This is a genomic window from Streptomyces cinnamoneus (assembly GCF_002939475.1).
Lineage (GTDB): Bacteria > Actinomycetota > Actinomycetes > Streptomycetales > Streptomycetaceae > Streptomyces > Streptomyces cinnamoneus_A.
The window spans coordinates 1592035-1615326 of record NZ_PKFQ01000001.1 but is presented as its reverse complement, the minus strand read 5'-3'; the positions used below and the strand labels follow the sequence as shown (position 1 = coordinate 1615326).

Genomic DNA, 23292 nt, shown 5'->3' with positions numbered 1-23292 from the left:
TATGCGGCCTCAGTGCAGCGCGAGGCTGCGCAGCACCAGCCCGGTGGCCGGCTTCGGGCCGAAGGACGTCGACTTGCGCGGCATCGTGACGCCCTGCTCGGCGAGCTCCCGCACCACGTCCTCGTGGACCGGGTGCATCAGCACCGCCGTGCCGCCGTGCCGCTCCGCCTGTGCCACGGCGGCCGCCGCCTCGTGGATGTAGCCGATGTGCTCGGGATCGTCCGGGACCTCCCAGACGTGCTCCAGCAGGGCCGAGTGCAGGACCGCCGCGTCGAGCTCCCGCCAGGCCCGGGGCCGGTCGGTGGGGACCGTGCGGGCCAGCAGACCGGCGTCGGGGCGGTCGAGGAGGTGGAAGCGGCCGTCGCCGGCGAGGACGAAGGCGTTGCCGCCCTCGCGGACCGCCTCCGCTAGGGCGTCCAGCGCTTCGGGGAGCGGGCCGTCGAGGGCGCGGACCCGGAAGGAGCCGCCCACCGCGGCCAGGGCGTCGGCGACCGGCAGACGGTGCAGCAGGCGGTGGATGGCCCGTACGCGCAGCGGATAGCGGGCCGTGTCCACGAGGAGGACCAGACCGAAGTCCCAGGGCCCGGGTGCCGGCTGCTCGTCGCGCAGGCGCAGGTAGGTGGCCCAGCGGTGGTGGCCGTCGGCGATGAGGGCGTGCTGGTGGGAGAGGTCCTCGGTGATGAGGGCCAGGTCGGCCGCGTCGGTGACCGACCACAGGCGGTGGGCGTAGCCGTCGTCGGTGGTGGTGGAGAGCAGCGGCTCCGTGCGGATCACCCGCTCGATGACGCCCGCGGCGCCCTCGGTGCCGTCGCCGTTGCCGCGGTAGGAGAAAAGCAGGGGTTCGAGGTTGGCCCCGGTGTCGCGCATGAGGGCGGCCCGGTCCTCGATGATGTGCGGCATGACGTCCTCGTGCGGCAGGACGACGCCTTCCTCGCGGGGGGACAGGCGCAGGGCGCCGATGAGGCCGCGCTGCAATATGCCTTCGCCGCGCTGCTCGTACACGTAGAGCGCGGGCTCGGGGTCCGGGGCGAGGACCTGCTCGTCCTGCCAGCGGCGCAGGGTCTCGGCCGCCTGGCGGTGGCGGTCGGCGGCGGTGGCGGCCTGCGGGAGGATCAGCCGCACGATGTTGTGCGGGTCGGCGGTCTCCAGGTGGCGCAGACCGTCGGGCCGGACGACCACGTCGTACGGTGGCGACGTGACCGCCGAGAGGCTGCCGACCTGCTCGGGGACGTAGCGGAGTCCTCGGAAGGGGGTGAGGTGGAGCCCCCGCCCCGTGCGATCGCCGTGGCCATGGCCTGGAGTGCTCATTGTGAAATGTTATGTCGCATGGCCCGATGAGCAATGATCGTGGAAGAGACTTACAGCACAAGGAGCGAACCCGGTATGAACCAGACCGCCCGGACCCGGCCCGACGGCAGCGAGCAGCGGCTGAGCGACGCCTACGACACCGCGCTGCTGGACCTCGACGGGGTGGTGTACGCGGGCGGTGTGGCCATCGCGCACGCCGTGGAGTCGCTCGGGGCGGCCCGCGAGGGCGGGATGCACCTCGCGTACGTGACGAACAACGCGGCGCGCACGCCCGCGACGGTGGCCGGGCACCTGACGGAGCTGGGCATACCGGCCGATCCCTCGGACGTGATCACTTCGGCGCAGGCGGTGGCCCGGCTGATCGCCGATCAGGTTCCCGCCGGCTCGAAGGTGCTGGTGGTCGGGGCGGAGGGGCTGCGGGTCGCGCTGCGGGAGCGCGGTCTGGTGCCGGTGGAGTCGGCCGACGACGATCCGGCGGCGGTCGTGCAGGGGTACGGCGGGCCGGACATGCCGTGGTCGCGGCTGGCGGAGGCCTCGTACGCGGTGGCCAGGGGAGTGCCGTGGTTCGCGTCCAACACGGACCTGACGATTCCCAGTGAGCGTGGCATCGCCCCGGGGAACGGGTCGGCGGTGGAGGTCGTACGGATCGCCACCGGGGGCGACCCGCAGGTGGCGGGCAAGCCGCAGCCGCCGATGCACCGGGAGACGATCCTGCGGACGGGGGCCGAGCGGCCGCTGGTCGTCGGCGACCGGCTGGACACGGACATCGAGGGCGCGCACGTCGGCGGAGTGGACTCGCTGCTCGTGCTGACCGGGGTGACGACGGCCGCGCAGTTGATCGCGGCGCGGCCGGAGCACCGGCCGACGTACGTGGCCGAGGACCTGCGGGGGATGCTCCAGGGGCAGCCGGTCGTGTCCGGGTCCGCGGAGGAGGGTTTCCGCTGCGGCGGCTGGACGGCGTCGGCGGACGGCCGGGCGCTCACGCTCGACGGCGAGGGCGAGCGCATCGACGCGCTGCGGGCGCTGTGCGGGGCCGCGTGGGCGTCGGCGGGGGAGGGCTCCTGCGGGCTGGACGCCGGCAAGGCGCTGAGCCGTCTGGGCTGGTAGCGGGGCACCGGGCGCCTCCGGGGACCCGAGGCCGGCGGAGGGGCCGGGGTGGGACGGGGCCTGGCAGGGGGCGTAAAGGGTTGTTCGTGGGAAGTGCCGGGTACGCTCCACGCTGGGCGTTCCCCACGAACAATCCAGCCCCCCAGAAGGCCCCGTCCCACCCCGGCCCCGGCCCCCACACACCGCCATCAGCCCCGGCCCCACCGGCCCCGGCCCCACCGGCCCCGGCTCCCGCCGCCCGGTTCCGGGCGGCGGGGCGTCAGCCCAGCTCCGCCAGCAGCTGCTCTTCGGTGGCGCCCCGGCGCCAGTAGCCCGTGAAGGTCACGGTCCGCCGGTCGAAGCCGCGCTCGGAGACGAGGTGGCGGCGTACGGCGCGGACGGTGCCGGACTCGCCGGCGACCCACGCGTACGGCGTGCCGGCGGGCAGGTCCGCGGCGCGGACCGCGTCGAGGGTGGCTGTGGCGCCGCCCACCAGCCAGGTGACCTCCGCGTCGGCCTTCGTCGGCAGGTCCTGGACGTCCTCGGGGTGCGCGACCTCGACCCAGACCCTGGCGGGCGTGCCCGCGGGCAGCCAGGCGAGGATGCCCGCCACCGCGGGCAGCGCGGACTCGTCGGCGGTGATCAGTACCCAGTCGGTGCCGGCCGGGGGCTGGAAGTCGGCGCCGCCGTTGTCCTCGGCGACGGGGCCGAGGACGGCGACGCGGTCGCCGGGGCGGGCGGTCCGGGACCAGTGCGAGGCGGGGCCGCCGTGGCCGTCGTGGCCCTCGCCGTGCTGGACGAAGTCGACGTCGAGCTCGGCCGGGTCGTGGCGCAGCTCCCGGATCGTGTACGAGCGCATGACGGCCCGCACGGCCGGGTCCTGGGCGCGCCACTGGGCGTACCAGCTGATGCCCCGGTCGTCGGGCAGCACCGGGGCGTCCTGGCCCGGCCGGGGCAGGAACAGCTTGAAGCGCTGGTCGCGGCCGTCGGTGACCATGTCGCCGAGGCGCTCGCCGCCGAAGGTGACGCGGAGCAGGGAGGGGCTGACGCGCTCGGTCCGCAGGACGTGCAGGTCGAACCACTGGTAGGGCGGGGGCGGGGGCGGGGCGTCGGGCATGCGGGACGCGCTCCTTTCGGGGATCGGTGGTCGGGGCCCCGGCGTCAGGACGTCTTCTCGGCCTTCTCGATGGCGGCGGCGAGGCCTTCGAGCAGCGGTGCGCAGCCGGCGTAGGAGAAGCGGGGTTCGCTGAGCCAGGGGGCGACCTGTCCGGCCTTGACGGCGGGGAGCTTCCCCCAGGTCGGCTTGGCGGCGAGGTCCTTGGGCTGGAGCGCGGAGGTGCGGCTGTCCAGCAGGATCAGATCGGCCTGGTACTTGTCGGCGTTCTCCCAGCTCAGGCTCTCGAAGTAGCCGCCCTTGTCGAGCTTTTCGGGGACGACGAGGTCGACGCCCAGCTCGCGGAAGTACATCAGGTCGGCGTTGACGGCCGGGTTGGAGGCGTAGAACAGGTCGGCGCTGCCGGAGGCGGCCAGGACCTTGACGGGGTTGGCCTTGGCGGCCTTGCGCAGCGTCTCCGCGGCCTGTTCGAAGCGGGCCTTGGCGTCGGTGACCTTCTTGGCGCCGAGGTCGGCGCCGAGGGACTCGGCCAGTTGGGCGTAGCGCTTGATGGGTTCCAGCATGGAGACCCGGGCGGAGGTGAGGCCGACGCTGGGGGCGAGGCCGAGGATCTTCTTCTTGCTCTCCTCGGGCACGTACCAGAGGGCGTCCGGTTCGAACATGTTGCTGACGAGCAGGTCGGGCTTGAGGGCGGCGTACTTCTCGACGCGGAACTCGCCCCAGGTGTTGCCGAGGACGGTCACCTTGTCGACGTCGAGGTCGCCGGCCTGCGGGTCGGGCTTGCCGTTCTCGAGCCGGGTGGGGCCGAAGACGCCGACGCATTCGACGCCGAAGTCGTGCAGGGCGGCGGCGGTGCCGGTGAAGGCGACGATGCGCCGGGGGGTGCCGGCGGCCTTCACGGTCTGCCCGCGGTCGTCCTTGAACGTCCACGGCCCGCCCTTGCCGCCGTCGGACGCGTCGGACGAGCCCTTGGAGCCGCCACCCCCACAGGCCGTCAGGAGGGCGCCGACGCCCAGGGCGCCGCCCGCGGCGAGGAGGCCGCGGCGGGATACGGTGAAGGTGCGGGGGGTGCTCATGGGGTTGGTGCTTCTCTCTGGGAGGAATGAGACTCAGGGTAGGCTAACCTAACCACGTGTTGGTCGACAGTCCCCCTCCACCGAGCCCCGCCCCGGCGACGCCAGCCCGCCGACGCGGCGTCAGCCGCAACGCCGCACGGGCCGCCGGGCTGCTCCTCGCCCTCGGCGCGCTGCTGCTGGTCACGGTCGCGTCCGTCGCCGTGGGCGCCAAGCAGATCCCCGTCGACCAGGTCTGGCACGGGCTGTTCCACTACGCCGGCAGCGACACCGACGTCGTCGTGCGCGACGTCCGCGTCCCCCGCACCCTCCTCGGTCTGCTCGCCGGCGCCGCGCTCGGGCTCGCGGGCGCGGTCATGCAGGCCCTGACCCGCAACCCGCTCGCCGACCCGGGGCTGTTCGGCGTCAACGCCGGGGCCGCGGCCGCCGTCGTCTCCGGCATCAGTCTTCTCGGCGTCACCTCGCTGACCGGCTACGTGTGGCTCGCCTTCCTGGGCGCCGCGGCCGTGTCCCTCGTGGTGTACGCGCTGGGGGGCACCCGCGGGGCCACGCCCGTGCGCCTGGCCCTCGCGGGCACCGCCGTCACCGCCGCCCTCAACGGCTACATCTACTCCGTCGAGCTGCTGGACTCCGCCGCCCTGGACAGGATGCGCTTCTGGACGGTCGGCTCGCTGGCCTCCGCCAACGCGGACCTCGTCGGTCAGGTCGCCCCGTTCGTCGTCGTGGGCGTCCTCCTCGCGCTCGCGCTGGCGAGGCCCCTCAACGCCATGGCGCTCGGCGACGACCAGGCCCGCGCCCTCGGCAGCAGGCCGGCCCTCACCCGTGCCCTCGCCCTGACCGCGGTCACGCTGCTGTGCGGCGCCGCGACCGCCGCCTGCGGGCCCATCGTCTTCGTGGGGCTGATGGTCCCCCACATCGTCCGCTCGTTCACCGGCCCCGACCTGCGCTGGATCCTGCCGTACGCGGCCCTGCTCTCGCCGGTGCTGCTGCTCGGCACGGACATCGCCGGCCGCGTCGTGGTCCGCCCGTCCGAGCTCCAGGTCGGCGTCGTCACCGCCCTCGTGGGCGGTCCCCTCTTCATCCACCTCGTCCGCCGCCGGAAGATGGCCCAGCTATGACAGGCACACGAGCCGTCACGTCCCCGCGCTCCCCGCATGTCTCGCGCTTCCCACGTGCCCTGCGTACCCGCGGCGGGCTCTCCCTGCGCGTCGACGCCCGCGCGGCGCTGGTCGTCCTGGCCCTGCTGGCCGTCGCCCTGGCCGCCTCCGTCGCCCTCGTCGGCACCGGCGACTACCCCATGTCGGCCGCCGACGTCCTGCGGACCCTCACCGGCGGCGGCACCCCGGCGGAGGAGTTCATCGTGCGGGACCTGCGGCTGCCGAGGGTCCTGGTCGGCCTGCTCGCCGGCGCGGCCCTCGCCCTCGCCGGCGCCGTCTTCCAGACCGTCTCCCGCAACCCCCTGGGCAGCCCCGACGTCATAGGCCTCGGCCAGGGCTCGGCCGCCGGGGCGCTGACGGTCATCGTCCTCTTCCAGGGCGGCACCACGGCGGTCGCCGCCGGGTCGGTCGCCGGCGGCCTCGCCTCCGGCGCCGCCATCTACGCGCTCGCCTGGAAGAAGGGCGTGCACGGCTACCGCTTCGTGCTCGTCGGCATCGCCATGGCCGCCGTCCTCACCGCCGTCGTCGGCTACCTCCTCACCAAGGCCAGCCTCACCGACGCCACGCGCTCGACGGCGTGGATGGTCGGCTCCCTCAACGGCCGCGACTGGGACCAGGTGTGGCCCCTGCTGGCCGCGTGCGCCGTGCTCGTCCCGCTCGTCCTCGGCCACGGCCGCGCCCTGCGGATGCTGGAGATGGGTGACGACGCCGCGCACGCCCTCGGCGTGCCCGTCGAGCGCACCCGCCTGGTCACCATGGCGGCCGCCGTCCTGCTGACCTCCGCCGCCACGGCCGCCGCGGGCCCCATCGCCTTCGTCGCCCTCGCCGCGCCCCAGCTCGCCCGGCGGCTCACCCGCGGCTCCGGGCCCGGCCTCACCGCCGCCGCGTGTGCGGGCGCCGCGCTGCTGGTGACCGCGGACTGGGCCGCCCAGCGGCTCTTCGGCCCCGACCACCTGCCCGTCGGGGCCCTCACCGGGATGCTCGGCGGCTGCTATCTGCTGTGGCTGCTGTTCACCGAGCGCAGGGCAGGACGAATGTGAACCCGCACCCGCACCTGCACCCGCACCCCCACCCCAGGAGCCAGACCGTGAGCCGACTGACGGCCGAATCCGTCACCCTCGCCTACGACGGGCGGGTCATCGCGGAAGACCTGTCGGTCGCCGTCCCCGACCACTCCTTCACCGTCATCGTGGGCCCCAACGCCTGCGGCAAGTCCACGCTGCTGCGCGCCCTGTCCCGGATGCTGAAGCCGCGGGCCGGCTCGGTCCTCCTGGACGGCCAGGCCATCGGCTCGTACCCGGCCCGGAAGGTGGCCCGCACGCTCGGGCTGCTGCCGCAGTCCTCGGTCGCGCCGGACGGCATCACCGTCGCCGACCTCGTCGCCCGCGGCCGCCACCCCCACCAGGGCCTGCTGCGCCAGTGGTCGCCGGAGGACGAGCGGATCGTCGAGGAGTCCATGGCCGCCACCGGGGTGGCGGCGCTCGCCGACCGCTACGTCGACGAGCTGTCCGGCGGCCAGCGCCAGCGCGTGTGGATCGCCATGGCCCTCGCCCAGCGCACCCCGCTGCTGCTGCTCGACGAGCCCACCACCTACCTCGACATCCAGCACCAGATCGAGGTCCTCGACCTGTGCGCCGACCTCCACGAGACCCAGGGCCGCACCCTCGTCGCCGTCCTGCACGACCTCAACCACGCCGCGCGCTACGCCACCCACCTGATCGCCATGCGCGACGGGCGCGTCGTGGCCGAGGGGCCGCCGTCCGAGGTGGTGACCGCCGGCCTGGTCGAGCGTGTCTTCGGGCTGCGCTGCCAGGTCATCGACGACCCGCAGACCGGGACCCCGCTGGTCGTGCCGGCCGCCCGGACGGCCCGTACGCCCCGGGAGGCCGCCCCTACAGGACCGAGCGCAGCCGCAGCAGGTCCCGCAGCGGCGCCTTCACCCTGACCCGGCCGCTGGCCCAGGCGCGCGCGAAGTGCAGCCTGCCGTCGACCAGCGCCACCAGGTCCTCGCTCGTCATCTCCAGAGCGATCTCCGCCCGTTGCTCGGGGGCGCCCTCCAGCGTGCGCACCTCCTTGAGGTGGCCGTCCCTGAGGTGGCCGGTGAAGGTGGCGTCGAGGTCGGTGACGTGGCAGCTGAGCGAGCGGTCCAGCGCGGCGGCGCCGCGCAGCTCCGCGCTCGCCCCCGAGAGGTTCTCCGCCAGCCGGTCGAGTGCGTCCAGGCACTCCTCAATGGTCGCCATCGCAATGGACGGTACACCGCGATGCCCGGAACACCGGAGAAACACCCGTTCCGGGGTAGCGTCGGGTCCATGACCGATCCGATGGCCCCCGAGCCCGGCGAGCCCGCCGCCCCCCGGCCGCTCGGCGTCGACCGCACCCCCACCGGCCACGCCGCGGTGGACGCCGGCCTGGCCCGGCTGGAGGACGCGGACCACCTCGCCGTGAGCGGACACCTGGAGGTGTACGAGGATGTACACCAGGGGCTGCGCGAGGCGCTCAGCGCCCTCGACCAGCGCCCCGGGCCCACGGGCCCCACGCGCCCGTACGACCTTTAGGAGCTGAACCGCACGTGGCAGTGACCCGCCGCCGACTCGACGCGGAGCTGGTGCGCCGCAAGCTGGCCCGCTCGCGCGAGCACGCGAGTCAGCTGATCGCCGCCGGCCGGGTGACCGTCGGCGGCACGACGGCGACCAAACCCGCCACCCAGGTGGAGACCAGCGCCGCCCTCGTCGTCACCCAGGACGACAGCGACCCGGACTACGTCTCGCGTGGGGGCCACAAGCTCGCGGGCGCCCTCGCCGCCTTCGTCCCCCTGGGGCTGAAGGTCGAGGGCCGGCGGGCGCTCGACGCCGGCGCGTCGACGGGCGGCTTCACCGACGTCCTGCTGCGGGCGGGCGTCGCCCATGTCGTCGCCGTCGACGTCGGCTACGGCCAGCTGGCCTGGTCGCTGCAGAGCGACGAGCGGGTCACCGTGAAGGACCGGACCAACGTACGCGAGTTGACGCTGGAGCAGATCGACGGGGAGCCGGTCGACCTGGTCGTGGGCGACCTGTCCTTCATTCCCCTCGGCCTGGTCCTGCCCGCCCTCGTCGGCTGCGCAGCCCCCGACGCGGACCTCGTGCTCATGGTCAAGCCGCAGTTCGAGGTGGGCAAGGAGCGCCTCGGCACCGGTGGCGTCGTGCGCAGCGCCGAGCTGCGGGCCGAGGCCGTGCGGGCCGTCGCGGCGCGGGCGGCGCAGCTCGGGCTCGGCGTACTGGGGGTCACAGCGAGCCCGCTGCCCGGACCGTCGGGCAATGTCGAGTACTTTCTGTGGCTGCGCGCCGGTGCGCCCGAACTGGACCCGGCGGATGTTGACCGTGCAGTGGCGGAGGGGCCCCGTTGACCACTTCAGAAGCACCATCAGCAACAACGACCGGACGCACTGTCTTCCTGCTCGCCCACACCGGCCGCCCCGCGGCCATCCGCAGCGCGGAGCTCGTCGTCCAGGGCCTGCTGCGCTGCGGCATCGGCGTGCGCGTGCTGGCCGAGGAGGCCGCGGACCTGCCGCTGCCGGCCTCGGCGCAGCGCGTCGAGGCCGGGCCCGGCTGTCCGGACGTCCTTGAGGGCTGCGAGCTGCTGGTGGTGCTCGGCGGCGACGGCACCTTGCTGCGCGGCGCGGAGTTCGCCCGGCGGTCCGGGGTGCCGATGCTGGGCGTCAACCTCGGACGGGTCGGCTTCCTCGCCGAGGCCGAGCGGGACGACCTCGACAAGGTCGTCGACCGGGTCGTGACGCGCGCGTACGAGGTCGAGGAGCGGATGACCATCGACGTGCTCGTCCGCACCGACGGGCACGTCGTGCACACGGACTGGGCGCTGAACGAGGCGTCGGTCGAGAAGGCGGCGCGGGAGCGGCTGCTGGAGGTCGTCACGGAGGTCGACGGCCGTCCGGTGTCCCGCTTCGGCGGCGACGGCGTCGTGTGCGCCACGCCGACGGGGTCGACCGCGTACGCCTTCTCCGCGGGCGGGCCGGTGGTCTGGCCGGAGGTGGAGGCCCTGCTCATGGTGCCGATCAGCGCGCACGCGCTGTTCGCCAAGCCGCTGGTGACGGCGCCGGACTCGGTGCTGGCGGTGGAGGTGCAGCCGCAGACGCCGAACGGGGTGCTGTGGTGTGACGGGCGACGGAGCGTGGAACTGCCGGCCGGGGCGCGGGTGGAGGTGCGGCGCGGAGCGGTGCCGGTCCGCCTGGCGCGGCTGCACCACGCGTCGTTCACGGACCGGCTGGTGGCGAAGTTCGCCCTGCCGGTGGCGGGCTGGCGCGGGGCGCCGCACTAGACCTCGAATCGCCGGACGGGCTCTTTGAGCCCGTCCGGCGATTCGAGGACACCGCGCGTCAGCCCGTCCGGCGCGTCAGCCGCCGCCGCGCCTCCGCCAGCGCCGAGTCCCGCCCCGCCGCGAACTCCTCGTCCGTGAAGACCGGAACCCGCACATCCGGCGCGATCCCGTCCCCGTCGTACGACCGCCCGGTCGCCGGGTCGAGGAACTCCTCGTTCGGCAGCCCGAAGCCCCATCCGTTCGGCAGCCGCCGCTCCAGCACGTCGGAGAAGGACCCGTTCGTGTTCTGCCCGATCCGCACCACCCGGGGCGCACGCCCCGTCAGCGCCTGCGTCGTCGTCTCGCCCGCGCTGATCGTCAGCCGCCCGGTGAGGACCGCGACCGGTCCGGTGTAGACCGCGCCGCGGTGCGGCAGCACCCGCACCGGCTCGGCCGGCGTGAACTTCCCCGGGTCCCGCGGATCGTTGCGCGCCTGCTTGAGGTAGGCCGTGTACGGGCGGTCCGTGAGCCGCTCGGCCACGCGCAGGCCCAGCCGGTCCGAGCCACCGCCGTTGAGACGGAGGTCGAGGACCAGGCCGCGCAGGTCCCGCACCCGCTGCGGGGTGAAGACGGCGTCCAGCGCCCGGTCGAGTTCGGCGGCGTCCGCCTCGAAGGTCCTGTCGTCGGTGTAGTTGACGAAGCCGGTCAGGCGCAGGTAGCCGGTCCCGTCCGGCAGCTCGGCGAAGGCGATCTTGCCCTTGCCGCGGCCCTGCCCCCACTTCTGGAGCCGGTCGGCGCCGACCTGGCCGGCGATCGACGCGTCGATCTTCTCGACCAGTTCCTCGGTGGGGAACGGCGTGTCCGTGCGGTGGCCGCCGAAGCAGTTGCCGGGTGCGGCCCGGCAGTCGCCGCGCACCAGGGACGTGTGTCCGTCGTGCAGCGGCTCGATCATCTTCGTCAGGATCGCGAACAGCTCGTCGTCCGTGGTCCGGTCCGTCACCTGCGGCCGGTAGCGGTCGCGGACGGCCCGCCAGTCCACGCCCTTCATTGCGAAAAAGGGGTAGTTCTCCGCGTATGTCTGCCAGAAGGTGTCGAAGACGGCACGGGCGTCCTTCGCGGGCTGCGGGTCGAGGCAGGCGGCGGGCAGGGCGGCGACGCGCCGCAGGGTGCGGTGGCCGACGCTGCCGGCGTAGCCGAGCCGGGCCCGGCCCGGGCCCGCCGGCTCGAGCGTGGCCGTGGTGGGGGTCAGCTCGGTGACGTCGCCGGGCAGGCAGCCGATCCCCGTCGTCTCGTACTCGCGCATCCGCCGGCCCCCGTCCTCGACGGAGACGACCGTGCCGTAGCCGTCCACCCGCCACACGCCGTCCAGCGCCGCCGGCCCGTTCCCGCCGAGGGGCCCGGCGACCGCGCCCTGAGCTCCGGCGCACGTGGCGAGCGCGACGGCCGTGGTGAGAAACAGCGTGGCGGCACGGCGGCCGGAAGTACTGGTGATCATGGGACAAGCCTTCCGCCACAAGGGGTCCGGGCACCATGGAGCGATCACCCGGAACGGTGGTGGGGTTCTCCCCAGGGGGGTTGGTGGGGGAGGCCGTCGCGAGGGGCCCCCGGAACCTCGTATGGTCGTACCCGTGTTGGAGGAGATGCGGATCCGGTCCTTGGGCGTCATTGACGACGCGGTGGTCGAGCTGTCGCCCGGTTTCACGGCGGTGACCGGCGAGACCGGTGCCGGCAAGACCATGGTCGTCACCAGTCTCGGCCTGTTGCTCGGCGGCCGTGCCGACCCCGCCCTGGTGCGCGTCGGCGCCAAGGCGGCCGTCGTCGAGGGGCGACTGGCCCTGGACGGCCGCTCACCCGCGGCCGTGCGGGCCGAGGAGGCCGGCGCCGAGCTGGACGACGGCACCCTGCTCGTCAGCCGCACCGTCTCCGCCGAGGGCCGCTCGCGCGCCCACGTCGGCGGGCGGAGCGTGCCCGTGGGGCTGCTGGGGGAGCTGGCCGACGACCTCGTGGCCGTCCACGGCCAGACCGACCAGCAGGGGCTGCTGCGCCCCGCCCGCCAGCGGCAGGCCCTGGACCGCTACGCCGGCGCCGCGGTCTCCGCGCCGCTCGCCAAGTACGCCGACGCCTACCGCCGGCTGCGCGCGGTGACCGCCGAGCTCGCCGAGCTGACCACCCGCGCCCGCGAGCGCGCCCAGGAGGCCGACCTCCTGCGCTTCGGCCTGGACGAGGTCGCCGCCACCGAGCCGCTGCCCGGCGAGGACGCCGAGCTGGCGGCCGAGGCCGAGCGGCTCGGCCACGCCGAATCCCTGGCCTCCGCCGCCACCGCCGCCCACGCCGCGCTGGCCGGCAACCCCGAGGACCCCGAGGGCGTCGACGCCGCCACCCTCGTCGCGGGTGCCCACCGCGCCCTGGAGTCCGTGCGCTCCCACGACCCGGCCCTCGCGGCGCTCGCCGACCGGATCGGCGAGATCGGCATCCTGCTGTCCGACGTCGCCGGCGAGCTCGCCGGCTACGCCTCCGACCTCGACGCCGACCCACGCCGCCTCGCCGCCGTCGAGGACCGCCGCGCGGCGCTGACCCACCTCACCCGTAAGTACGACGAGTCCGGTGAGGGCATCACCGCGGTCCTCGCCTGGGCCGAGCGCGGCGCCGCCCGCCTGGCCGAGCTGGACGGCGACGACGACCGCATCGGCGAGCTGACCGCCGAGCGCGACGCCCTGCGCGCCGAACTCGGCGACCTCGCCCAGGCCCTGACCGACGCCCGCACCGAGGCGGCGCAGCGGTTCGCCGAGGCGGTCACCGCCGAGCTGGCCGAACTCGCCATGCCGCACGCCCGCGTCACCTTCTCCATCCGGCAGACCGAGGTGGCCGACGCCGCGTCGGGCATCGACGTCGGCGGCCGCGCCGTCACCTACGGCCCGCACGGCGCCGACGACGTCGAGCTGCTCCTCACCCCGCACCCCGGCGCCCAGCCGCGGCCCATCGCCAAGGGCGCTTCCGGCGGTGAGCTCTCCCGCGTCATGCTGGCCGTCGAGGTGGTCTTCGCCGGCTCCGACCCCGTGCCGACGTACCTCTTCGACGAGGTCGACGCGGGCGTCGGCGGCAAGGCGGCCGTCGAGGTCGGCCGCCGCCTGGCCCGCCTCGCCCAGTCGGCGCAGGTCGTGGTCGTCACCCACCTACCGCAGGTCGCGGCCTTCGCCGACCGGCACCTCGTGGTCGAGAAGACCCACGACGGCGCCGTCACCCGCAGCGGCGTCCAGGCCATGGAGGGCGAGGCCCGCGTCCGCGAGCTCTCCCGCATGCTGGCCGGGCAGGAGGACTCCGAGCTGGCCCGGGCCCACGCCGAGGAACTGCTGGCGGCGGCCCGGGCCGGACGCTGACGGACGCACGGAATCCCCAAAGCGGGTGAATCCGGGGATCTGCGGGCGAGGCGGGACGGGCCGCCCAGCCGTCGGTGGTGCCCCGATCCGGGTGCCGACTGGCATCCTGGGCTGACGCACCCCGCCGCCCGCCCCGCCGACGCGAACCCAGGAGCCCCCACCGCGTGAGCAGCACACCCGGCCCCTCGCACGGGCGGCCGCCCCTGCACGCCGTACAGGTCGTGGGCGGCGGGCGCGGAGGAAGCGGCGCCCACGTGCGCTCGCTGACCGGCGGGCTGGTGGCGCGGGGACTGCGGGTCACGGTGTGCGGGCCGCAGGAGGCGGCGGACCGCTACGAACTCACCGCCGGCGGAGCCGCGTTCATCCCCCTGCGGCCCGGTACGAGCGCCCTGGCGGTCGCCGCCATCCGTGCCGCGAGCCGGACCGCCGACGTGGTGCACGCCCACGGGCTGCGCTCCGGGGCGCTGGCCGCCCTGGCCCTGCGGGGACGACCGACGCCCCTGGTGGTCACCTGGCACACCAGGGTGCGGGCCGAGGGCGCCCGCACCCATGTCGTACGGCTGATGGAACGGCAGGCCGCGCGGGCCGCCGCCGTCGTCCTCGGAGCCTCCTCGGACCTGGTGGCCGAGGCCCGGCTGCGCGGGGCGCGGGACGCCCGGCTGGCCCCCGTGGCGCTGCCCGCGCCGCGCGTCCGCCCCGACGACGACGACGAGTGCCTCCGGCTGAAGGCCCGCGCCGAACTGGGCGCGGTGGCCCGGCCGTTGCTCGTCACCGTCGGCCGGCTGGAGCCCGGTCAGGGCCACGGCCCGCTGCTGGACGCCGCCCGCGTCTGGCGGCGGCTGGACCCCGAGCCGCTGCTCGTCATGGCGGGGGAGGGCGGCGAACGGGCGGCGCTCCAGCGCCGCATCACCGACGAGGAACTCCCGGTGCTCCTCGTCGGGCGCCGCGACGACGTGCCGGAGCTGCTGGCGGCGGCGGACGTGGTGATCCTCCCCAGCCGCTGGGAGGCGCGGGCCCTGCTGGCACAGGAGGCGCTGCACGCGGGGGTGCCGCTCGTGGCCACGGCGGTGGGCGGCGTCCCCGAGCTGGTCGGGGACGCCGCCGAACTGGTCCCGTACGGGGACGCGGGCGCGCTGGCCGGAGCGGTCGCGGCCCTGCTCGACGACCCGCTGCGGTGCGCGGAACTGGTCGCCGAGGGGTTCCGGCAGGCCGCCCAGTGGCCGTCCGAGGACGACACGGTGGCGCACGTCCTGAGCGTCTACGACGAACTGCGCCAGCGCCAGGACCCGACCTAGGCCACCGCCCGCAGGGGAGCCCGGAGCCCCCGGCGGGCCGGCCGCCGGGGTGCTACCCGCCGAACGCGCTCGACGCCGTCAGCCGCAGCGCCGTGTCGATCAGCGGCACGTGGCTGAAGGCCTGCGGGAAGTTCCCCACCTGGCGCTTCAGACGCGGATCCCACTCCTCCGCCAGCAGTCCCAGGTCGTTGCGCAGCGCCAGCAGCTTCTCGAACAGCTGCCGCGCCTCGTCGACCCGCCCGATCATCGCCAGGTCGTCCGCCAGCCAGAACGAACAGGCCAGGAAGGCCCCTTCGTCGCCCTCCAGACCGTCCACCCCGGCCTCGTGCCCGGCGGTCGGGTAGCGCAGGACGAAGCCGTCCGGCGTCGACAGCTCCCGCTGGATCGCCTCGATGGTGCCGATGACGCGCTTGTCGTCGGGCGGCAGGAAGCCCATCTGCGGGATGAGCAGCAAGGAGGCGTCCAGCTCCTGCGAGCCGTAGGACTGCGTGAAGGTGTTGCGCTCCTTGTCGTAGCCCCGCTCGCAGACGTCCCGGTGGATGTCGTCCCGCAGCTCGCGCCAGCGCTCCAGCGGCCCGTCCACGTCACCGGACTCGATGAGCTTGATGGTGCGGTCGACCGCGACCCAGGCCATCACCTTGGAGTGCACGAAGTGGCGGCGCGGCCCGCGCACCTCCCAGATGCCCTCGTCGGGCTCGGTCCAGTGGTCCTCGAGGTAGCCGATGAGGCGCAGCTGGAGCAGGGAGGCGTAGTCGTTGCGGGCGAGCCCTGTCATGTGGGCCAGGTGCAGGGCCTCGGTGACCTCGCCGTAGACGTCCAGCTGGAGCTGTCCGGCCGCGCCGTTGCCGACCCGGACGGGGCCGGAGTTCTCGTAGCCCGGCAGCCACGGCAGCTCCGCCTCGCCGAGCTCCCGCTCGCCGGCGATGCCGTACATGATCTGGAGGTTCTCGGGGTCGCCGGCGACGGCCCGGAGCAGCCACTCGCGCCAGGCGCGGGCCTCCTCGCGGTAGCCGGTGCGCAGCAGCGAGGAGAGGGTGATCGCCGCGTCCCGCAGCCAGGTGTAGCGGTAGTCCCAGTTGCGGACGCCGCCGATCTCCTCGGGCAGCGAGGTGGTGGGGGCGGCGACGATGCCGCCCGTCGGGGCGTACGTCAGCGCCTTGAGCGTGATCAGCGAGCGGACCACGGCGTCCCGGTAGGGGCCGTGGTACGTGCAGTGGCCGACCCACTCCCGCCAGAACTCCTCGGTGGCCTCCAGCGACCCCTCGGGGTCGGGCAGCGCGGGCGGCTCGCCGTGCGAGGGCTGCCAGCTGATGGTGAAGGCGACGCGCTCACCGGGGGCGACGGTGAAGTCGGAGTAGGTGGTCAGGTCCTTGCCGAAGGTCTCGGCGGTGGTGTCGAGCCAGACCGAGTCGGGGCCCGCGACGGCCACCGTGCGGTCGCCGACCTTGTGCACCCAGGGCACCACCCGCCCGTAGGAGAAGCGCATGCGCAGCGCCGAGCGCATCGGCACCCGGCCGGTGACGCCCTCGACGATGCGGATCAGCTGAGGGGCACCGTCGCGCGGCGGCATGAAGTCGATGATCCGCACGGTCCCGCGCTCGGTGTCCCACTCGGACTCGAGCACCAGCGAGTCCCCCCGGTACCGGCGCCGGTCCGCACGCGGCGGAGTGGCCCCCGCGGGATGCGCCGGGCCGATGCGCCAGTAGCCGTGTTCCTCCGTGCCGAGCAGTCCGGCGAACGCCGCGTGCGAATCGAATCGGGGCAGGCACAGCCAGTCGGCCGTGCCGTCCCGGCAGACCAGGGCGGCGGTCTGCATATCGCCGATGAGTGCGTAATCCTCGATACGCCCGGCCACGTCATCTCCAGTCGAACGGCATCTAGGACCCCGAAGGGGCCGTTGGCGGTCAAGCGATCTTCGACGAGCTCTTGTTCCGGAAGGGGGGCGGGGATGGTGCCGTGCCGGCCGGCTCGCTGCGTGTGTCCGAGCAGGATACGACGCCGAGTTGGGACACGCGCGACGGTTGGCCGGGGAATCTGTGCCGAATGGGTGGCCTGATGCGTACCCGTTCCGCGGCCGGTGACACGCCCGTGACGCACGGTCCGCGAGGGCGTCGCACCGCGTCACCGGACGCGTCCGGTGCCGGGCGCTGATACCCTGGTACCCCGTGGACCGGCGGGCGCCAGACCCCCCAACCGCAGCGACGGCACCCCCGAAAACAACCGGGTGATCGCCGGTACGCACCTTCACCTCGCGACCACGGGAGCCCCCCTTTGGCTATTGCCGCAAAGCCCACGACGACCAAGCACCTCTTCGTCACAGGGGGTGTCGCCTCCTCGCTCGGCAAGGGACTGACCGCCTCCAGCCTGGGCGCGCTGCTCAAGGCCCGGGGCCTGCGGGTGACGATGCAGAAGCTCGACCCGTACCTGAACGTCGACCCGGGCACGATGAACCCCTTCCAGCACGGTGAGGTGTTCGTCACCAACGACGGCGCCGAGACCGACCTGGACATCGGCCACTACGAGCGCTTCCTCGACGTCGACCTCGACGGCTCGGCCAACGTCACCACCGGCCAGGTGTACTCCACGGTCATCGCCAAGGAGCGCCGCGGTGAGTACCTGGGCGACACCGTGCAGGTCATCCCGCACATCACCAACGAGATCAAGCACCGCATCCGGCGCATGGCGACCGACGATGTCGACGTCGTGATCACCGAGGTCGGCGGCACCGTCGGCGACATCGAGTCGCTGCCGTTCCTGGAGACCGTCCGCCAGGTCCGCCACGAGGTGGGCCGCGACAACGTCTTCGTCGTGCACATCTCGCTGCTGCCCTACATCGGCCCCTCCGGCGAGCTGAAGACCAAGCCGACCCAGCACTCCGTCGCCGCCCTGCGCAACATCGGCATCCAGCCCGACGCGATCGTGCTGCGCGCCGACCGCGAGGTGCCCACCGCCATCAAGCGCAAGATCTCGCTGATGTGCGACGTGGACGAGGACGCGGTGGTCGCCGCCATCGACGCCAAGTCGATCTACGACATCCCCAAGGTCCTGCACGCCGAGGGCCTGGACGCCTACGTCGTCCGCAAGCTGGACCTGCCCTTCCGCGACGTGGACTGGGCGCAGTGGGACGACCTGCTGGACCGCGTCCACCAGCCCGACCACGAGGTGACGGTCGCGCTGGTCGGCAAGTACATCGACCTGCCCGACGCCTACCTGTCGGTGACCGAGGCCATCCGCGCCGGCGGTTTCGCCAACAAGGCCCGCGTGAAGATCAAGTGGGTCACCTCGGACGACTGCAAGACCCCGGCCGGGGCCAAGAAGCAGCTGTCCGACGTCGACGCCATCTGCGTCCCCGGCGGCTTCGGCGACCGCGGCGTGGACGGCAAGGTCGGCGCCATCACCTACGCCCGTGAGAACAAGGTGCCGCTGCTGGGCCTGTGCCTGGGCCTGCAGTGCGTGGTCATCGAGGCCGCCCGCAACCTGGCCGGCATCGAGGGCGCCAACTCCACCGAGTTCGACCCCGCCACGGCCCACCCGGTGATCTCCACCATGGCCGAGCAGATGGACATCGTCGCCGGTGAGGGCGACATGGGCGGCACGATGCGACTGGGCATGTACCCGGCCAAGCTGGCCGAGGGCTCGATCGTCCGCGAGGTCTACGACGACCAGCCGTACGTCGAGGAGCGCCACCGCCACCGCTACGAGGTCAACAACGCCTACCGCGGTGAGCTGGAGAAGAAGGCCGGCATCGTCTTCTCCGGCACCTCCCCCGACAACAAGCTGGTGGAGTACGTCGAGTACCCCCGCGAGGTCCACCCCTACCTCGTGGCCACCCAGGCCCACCCGGAGCTGCGCTCCCGCCCGACCCGCCCGCACCCGCTCTTCGCGGGCCTGGTGAAGGCGGCCGTCAAGCGTCAGCAGGGCTGACCTATACGGTGGACCGGGGTGGGGGCCTCCCGCAGGAGGCGCCCACCCCGGTTTCCGCGTTCTCGGGAGGACACACACATGGCGCACACGGCGCACCGCATCCAGGACACCGCCGAGGAGTGGCGGATCAACGCGTCCGCGACGCCGTTCACCGGCAACAAGACCAGCGTCCGCACGGACGAGGTGGTCATGCCCGACGGCTCCGTCGTCACGCGCGACTACCAGGTGCACCCCGGTTCCGTGGCCGTCCTGGCGCTCGACGACGACATGCACGTCCTGGTCATCAACCAGTACCGCCACCCGGTGCGCCAGCGGCTGTGGGAGATCCCGGCCGGCCTGCTGGACGTGCCGGGGGAGAACCCGCTGCACGCCGCGCAGCGCGAGCTGTACGAGGAGGCGCACGTCAAGGCCGAGGACTGGCGGGTCCTGACGGACGTCTACACCACCCCGGGCGGCTGTGACGAGGCCGTGCGGATCTTCCTGGCGCGCGGCGTCTCCGACGTCGAGGGCGACCGCTTCGCGGTCGAGCACGAGGAACTCGACATGCAGCTGGCCCGCGTCCCGCTGCCGGAGCTGGTGCGCGGCGTCCTCGCTGGCGAACTCCACAACAACTCCCTGGCCGTCGGCGTGCTCGCGGTCGCCGCCGCGCTCGCGGGCGAGGGCCTCGACGCGCTGCGTCCGGCCGACGCGCCCTGGCCGGCCCGCCCGTTCGAGGCGTGACCGCGTGACCGCGTGACCGCGTGACCGCGTGACCGCGTGACCGTGTGTGCCGCCCCGGTTTCACCACCCCCGGTCCTATCGTCATGCAACCCGAATAGGTGATCTTCGGCATGGCGGGTGTGGGTTACCGGGGGTGAGGGGGCCGGTGAACTAGGCTCGACACGTTCCCGACCGCGGCCGCGGCGGGCTCGAGCGTGTGCAGGGTGGAACGGGAGTGGCCCCGTGGCGGAGCGGACGGTGGAGACCGGCGGACCGGCGACGGACCGGCCCGGGCGACGGCTGGCCGCCGTGGGACCGGTGATGACCCCCCGTCAGGCCCCGGCGCCCGCGCCCTGTTTCGCCCCGGCCGGCCCGTTCGTCGGCCGCCAGCGCGAGCTGAAGGAGCTGCGGGCCGACATCGTGCGGGCCGGCCTCGACACCCTCTCCGGCCGCAAGCGACCGCGCGGCCGGGTGCTGCTCATCGCGGGCCGGCCCGGTTCCGGCCGCACCGCCCTCGCCGAGGAGCTCGCCCGGCAGCTCGCCGGGGACTACCCGGACGGAGTACTGCGCGCCCGCCTCACGGGTGCCGACGGGGAGCCCGTACCGACCGAGCGGACCGCGCGGGCCCTGCTGGGGGCGCTGAACGCCCCCGTGCCGGCCGGGGCGCGGGAGGACGAGCTGACCGAGGCGCTGCGGGCCGCGCTCAACGGACGACGGGTGCTGCTGCTCCTGGACGACGCCGCGGGGGCCGGGCAGGTGGACCCGCTGCTGCCCGACGAGCCCGAGTGCCTGGTGGTCGCCGTCTCCCGGGGTCCGCTGACCGGGGTGCCCGACGTGCGGCCGTGCACGCTCGGCGGGCTGGACACCCCGGCGGCCGTGGAGCTGCTGGAGCGGTACGCGGGCCCGACGCGGATCACCTGCGACCCGGTGGCGGCGAGCGCCGTCGTCGAGGAGTGCGGCGGCCAGCCCGCCGCGCTGGTGCTCGTCGGCGGCTGGCTGGCCGCCCGGCCCAAGATGTCGGTCGTCGACGTGGCCAAGCGGCTGCGCGAGCTGCCGGCGGGCGGCCCCGCCGCCGGCCGGGAGGGCGCGGCCCGTCCGCTGGCGAGGGCCTTCTGGCTCGCCTACGAGGCGCTGCCGCCCTCCTCCGCCCGGCTGCTGCACCTGCTGGCGCTGGCGCCCGCCGGGCTCGCCGACGCCCACACCGCCTCCGCCCTGGCGGGCTGCGCGCTCACCACCGCCCAGTCGGCGCTGGAGGACCTCACCGCGCGGGGCCTGCTGAGGGGGGAGGCCCCCGAGGGGGCGGAGGGGGCGCTGCCGCCGCAGTACCGGGTGCCGGGCTGCCTCGCGGAGCTGCTCGGCGCGCTGCTCCAGGCCCAGGAGCGGCCGGCGGAGATCGAGCTGGCGCGGGCGCGGATGCTGGAGCGGACCGTGCGGCAGCTGCACTCCTGCCGGGCCGCGACGGAGCAGGACGACCCGGCGGTGCGGCGCAGGATCGAGCAGCTGCCCAGACCCCTGCGGTTCCCCTCGCGGCCCGCCGCCGAGGAGTGGCTGCTGGCGCGGCTGCCCGCGCTGCTGGCGGCGGCCCGGCTGGCGGTGGAGGACGGCCGGCTCGACACCCTGGCCCGCCGGCTGGTGTCGGCGCTGACCAGGGCGCTGACCGCCCACCTGGGGCCGGAGGCTGCGGCTCCGGACCTCTACGGGCTGCACCAGCTCGTCCTCGACGTCGCCAGGCGCTGCGAGATGCCCCTGGAGAAGGCGGCGGCCCTGCTGAACCTCGGCGACCTGGACGCCCGCGGCGGGCGCACCCCCGAAGCCCTCGAACGCTACCGCCAGGCGCTGCAGTCGGCGCGGGAGGCGGGCGATCCGTACGCCACGAGCCGGGCCCTGGAGTCCATCGGCGCGGCGCACCAGGAGCTGGGCGACTGGCAGCGGGCCGCCGACTGGTACCGGCGCTCCCTGGAGTTGCGCCTGACCCGGGGCGAACTGGCCGACGAGGCAAGGCTGTACGGGCGGCTGGGCGCGGTGCACGGCTACGCGGGCCAGTGGAGCGAGGCGCTGCGCGACTGGCGGGCCGCCGCCGCGGCCCACCGCAGACTGCGGGACCAGGCGGGGCAGGCCAGGGCGCTGGGCGAGGCCGCCCGGGTGCTGGAACAGGCGGGCCGCTCGCGCGAGGCGCTGCGGACGGGCCTGGAGGCGATGGAGTGCGCCCGGCGGGCCGGGGACGGCCGGCTGGAGGCGGCGGCGCGGCTGCGGCTGGCGGACACGCTGGACCGGCTGGGCGACGGGGCGGCCGCGGAGGCCCACCGGCGGGCGGCGCACGAGCTGCTCGGAGAGGGGGCGAGCTGAGGAGGCCCGGTGAGGGGGGCCAGGACACTGGATCTTCGACCTAAGAAATCAGTGGCGGTTCGCGCAAAGATTGCTGCATTGCAAGGCTAGACAGCGCGCAATCCTTCATTAGACTGGCTAGGCCGCGATCGACGCGGTCTGCTCTGGTGTGCCCGGCATATCAGGGATTAGCCTGTCATTCTCTGATTCAAGGACCGTGATCGACGTGAAGGTCGGCATCCCCCGCGAGGTCAAGAACAACGAATTCCGCGTGGCCATCACCCCGGCCGGTGTGCACGAGCTGGTGCGCAACGGCCACCAGGTCTTCGTGGAGAAGGGGGCCGGTCTCGGCTCCTCCATCACCGACGCCGAGTACGTCGAGGCCGGCGCCGCCATCCTGGACACCGCCGATGACGTCTGGGCCACCGCCGACCTGCTGCTGAAGGTCAAGGAGCCGATCGCGGAGGAGTACCACCGCCTCCGCAAGGGCCAGACCCTCTTCACCTACCTGCACCTGGCCGCGTCCCGCGAGTGCACGGACGCCCTGCTGCAGTCCGGCACCACCGCCATCGCGTACGAGACGGTCGAGCTCGCCAACCGCGCGCTGCCGCTGCTCGCCCCGATGTCCGAGGTCGCGGGCCGCCTGGCCCCGCAGGTCGGCGCCTACCACCTGATGCGCTCGGCCGGCGGCCGCGGCGTGCTGCCGGGCGGCGTCCCGGGCACCCACGCCGGCAAGGCCGTCGTCATCGGCGGTGGCGTCTCCGGCTGGAACGCCACGCAGATCGCCGTCGGCATGGGCTTCCACGTGACCCTGCTCGACCGGGACGTCAACAAGCTCCGCGAGGCCGACAAGATCTTCGGCACCAAGGTGCAGACGATCGTCTCCAACGCCTACGAGCTGGAGAAGGCCGTCGTCGAGGCCGACCTGGTCATCGGCGCCGTCCTCATCCCGGGCGCCAAGGCCCCCAAGCTGGTCACCAACGAGCTCGTCGCCAAGATGAAGCCCGGAAGTGTACTTGTCGACATTGCGATCGACCAGGGCGGCTGCTTCGAGGACTCCAAGCCGACCACCCACGCGGAGCCGACCTTCCAGGTCCACGACTCCGTCTTCTACTGCGTCGCCAACATGCCGGGCGCGGTGCCGAACACCTCCACCTACGCGCTGACCAACGCCACGCTGCCCTACATCGTGGAGCTGGCCAACCGCGGCTGGCAGGAGGCGCTGCGCCGTGACGCCGCGCTCGCCAAGGGCCTCAACACCCACGAGGGACAGGTCGTTTACGGCCCCGTCGCCGAGGCGCACGGACTGCCGCAGGTCGAACTGAGCAGCCTCCTCGGCTGAGCCCCTGGCGTCATCAGTCGAAGAGCACGTACCCGGCCGGGCCTTGTCGAGCAAGGCCCGGCCGGGGTGTTTCGCCCCCGTTTCGCCCGCCCGTGAATCTTCCGGGTTATCTCCCGTACACCCTTGACAGAAGGGTGTTCGATTGCCGACACATCGTGCCGTCTCCGGCGGATTGTGTTGCTGCGGACCGCCGACACGCCATAGAGTCGCCAACCGTCGGCATGGTGCCACGCTGACGTATCTAGATGTTTCCTGGTCACCAAGGAGGTAGGACGACTTGTGAATGAGTCGACATTTGCTCC

General features: G+C 74.0%; 19 protein-coding genes. 13 read left to right on the top strand and 6 right to left on the bottom strand.

The features are described from left to right. Window positions 1-9 precede the first annotated feature (9 nt). Complete coding sequence (locus tag CYQ11_RS06560) at window positions 10-1308, bottom strand: DUF1015 family protein (RefSeq protein WP_104650968.1); 1299 nt, start codon at window positions 1306-1308, stop codon at window positions 10-12. A gap of 75 nt (window positions 1309-1383) precedes the next feature. Between CYQ11_RS06560 and CYQ11_RS06555 the strand changes: the two genes are divergently transcribed. Continuing rightward, window positions 1384-2415 (top strand): HAD hydrolase-like protein, encoded by a 1032-nt coding sequence (locus tag CYQ11_RS06555; protein ID WP_099202022.1) that lies wholly within the window; start codon window positions 1384-1386, stop codon window positions 2413-2415. 259 nt (window positions 2416-2674) lie between these two features. On the opposite strand, the gene CYQ11_RS06550 is transcribed toward CYQ11_RS06555, so the two are convergent. Together CYQ11_RS06550 and CYQ11_RS06545 are read right to left on the bottom strand one after the other, a co-directional pair. Next, entirely contained in the window at window positions 2675-3511 is an 837-nt protein-coding gene (locus CYQ11_RS06550) for a siderophore-interacting protein (protein WP_099202023.1), read from the bottom strand. Window positions 3512-3555: 44 nt separating this feature from the next. Continuing rightward, on the bottom strand, window positions 3556-4584 hold the full coding sequence (locus tag CYQ11_RS06545) for an ABC transporter substrate-binding protein (protein WP_099202024.1): 1029 nt from the start codon (window positions 4582-4584) through the stop codon (window positions 3556-3558). 56 nt (window positions 4585-4640) lie between these two features. Between CYQ11_RS06545 and CYQ11_RS06540 the strand changes: the two genes are divergently transcribed. Genes CYQ11_RS06540 through CYQ11_RS06530 form a run of 3 tightly spaced genes read left to right on the top strand, consistent with a single transcriptional unit; the run spans window position 4641 to window position 7683 of the window. Further along, window positions 4641-5699: a FecCD family ABC transporter permease gene (locus tag CYQ11_RS06540; protein ID WP_099202025.1), complete on the top strand. Its 1059-nt coding sequence runs from the start codon at window positions 4641-4643 to the stop codon at window positions 5697-5699. Then, complete coding sequence (locus tag CYQ11_RS06535; RefSeq protein WP_099202026.1) at window positions 5696-6778, top strand: FecCD family ABC transporter permease; 1083 nt, start codon at window positions 5696-5698, stop codon at window positions 6776-6778. Before CYQ11_RS06540 ends, CYQ11_RS06535 begins: the two co-directional genes overlap by 4 nt. 47 nt (window positions 6779-6825) lie before the next feature. Then, window positions 6826-7683: an ABC transporter ATP-binding protein gene (locus CYQ11_RS06530; protein WP_099202189.1), complete on the top strand. Its 858-nt coding sequence runs from the start codon at window positions 6826-6828 to the stop codon at window positions 7681-7683. Here the strand turns inward: CYQ11_RS06530 and CYQ11_RS06525 are convergent. Continuing rightward, window positions 7631-7978 (bottom strand): alkyl sulfatase C-terminal domain-containing protein, encoded by a 348-nt coding sequence (locus CYQ11_RS06525; protein ID WP_099202027.1) that lies wholly within the window; start codon window positions 7976-7978, stop codon window positions 7631-7633. The genes CYQ11_RS06530 and CYQ11_RS06525 overlap by 53 nt on opposite strands. A gap of 69 nt (window positions 7979-8047) precedes the next feature. On the opposite strand from CYQ11_RS06525, the gene CYQ11_RS06520 reads away from it, so the two are divergent. From CYQ11_RS06520 to CYQ11_RS06510, 3 genes are read left to right on the top strand one after another with little or no spacing between them, the layout of a single operon-like run. Beyond that, on the top strand, window positions 8048-8293 hold the full coding sequence (locus tag CYQ11_RS06520) for a hypothetical protein (RefSeq protein ID WP_099202028.1): 246 nt from the start codon (window positions 8048-8050) through the stop codon (window positions 8291-8293). A 20-nt stretch (window positions 8294-8313) separates the two neighbouring features. Then, window positions 8314-9120, top strand: coding sequence for a TlyA family RNA methyltransferase (locus CYQ11_RS06515; RefSeq protein WP_099202029.1), 807 nt, complete (start codon window positions 8314-8316; stop codon window positions 9118-9120). After that, complete coding sequence (locus CYQ11_RS06510; RefSeq protein WP_099202030.1) at window positions 9117-10049, top strand: NAD kinase; 933 nt, start codon at window positions 9117-9119, stop codon at window positions 10047-10049. The genes CYQ11_RS06515 and CYQ11_RS06510 overlap by 4 nt, the downstream gene beginning before the upstream one ends. Window positions 10050-10107: 58 nt before the next feature. Here the strand turns inward: CYQ11_RS06510 and CYQ11_RS06505 are convergent, their stop codons facing one another. Further along, on the bottom strand, window positions 10108-11523 hold the full coding sequence (locus tag CYQ11_RS06505) for a S41 family peptidase (RefSeq protein ID WP_099202031.1): 1416 nt from the start codon (window positions 11521-11523) through the stop codon (window positions 10108-10110). 121 nt (window positions 11524-11644) lie between these two features. Between CYQ11_RS06505 and recN the strand changes: the two genes are divergently transcribed. Beyond that, entirely contained in the window at window positions 11645-13405 is a 1761-nt protein-coding gene (gene recN / locus CYQ11_RS06500) for a DNA repair protein RecN (protein ID WP_099202032.1), read from the top strand. A 164-nt stretch (window positions 13406-13569) separates the two neighbouring features. Continuing rightward, the gene (locus tag CYQ11_RS06495) at window positions 13570-14700 is read left to right on the top strand and encodes a glycosyltransferase family 4 protein (RefSeq protein ID WP_099202033.1); all 1131 of its coding nucleotides are present in this window, start codon (window positions 13570-13572) and stop codon (window positions 14698-14700) included. Between the two features lie 52 nt (window positions 14701-14752). Here CYQ11_RS06495 and CYQ11_RS06490 read toward each other — a convergent pair whose 3' ends face one another. Continuing rightward, a complete protein-coding gene (locus CYQ11_RS06490; RefSeq protein WP_099202034.1) occupies window positions 14753-16555 on the bottom strand; it encodes a glycoside hydrolase family 15 protein in 1803 nt (600 codons plus the stop codon). Between the two features lie 416 nt (window positions 16556-16971). Between CYQ11_RS06490 and CYQ11_RS06485 the strand changes: the two genes are divergently transcribed. From CYQ11_RS06485 to ald, 4 genes are all read left to right on the top strand, one after another. Beyond that, window positions 16972-18624, top strand: coding sequence for a CTP synthase (locus CYQ11_RS06485; RefSeq protein ID WP_398780535.1), 1653 nt, complete (start codon window positions 16972-16974; stop codon window positions 18622-18624). Window positions 18625-18702: 78 nt separating this feature from the next. Beyond that, window positions 18703-19344, top strand: a complete 642-nt coding sequence (locus CYQ11_RS06480) for an NUDIX domain-containing protein (protein WP_099202035.1) — start codon at window positions 18703-18705, stop codon at window positions 19342-19344. 222 nt (window positions 19345-19566) lie between these two features. Continuing rightward, on the top strand, window positions 19567-21669 hold the full coding sequence (locus CYQ11_RS06475) for a tetratricopeptide repeat protein (RefSeq protein ID WP_420894536.1): 2103 nt from the start codon (window positions 19567-19569) through the stop codon (window positions 21667-21669). Between the two features lie 205 nt (window positions 21670-21874). Then, entirely contained in the window at window positions 21875-22990 is a 1116-nt protein-coding gene (ald, locus tag CYQ11_RS06470) for an alanine dehydrogenase (RefSeq protein ID WP_099197509.1), read from the top strand. Window positions 22991-23292: the final 302 nt, after the last annotated feature.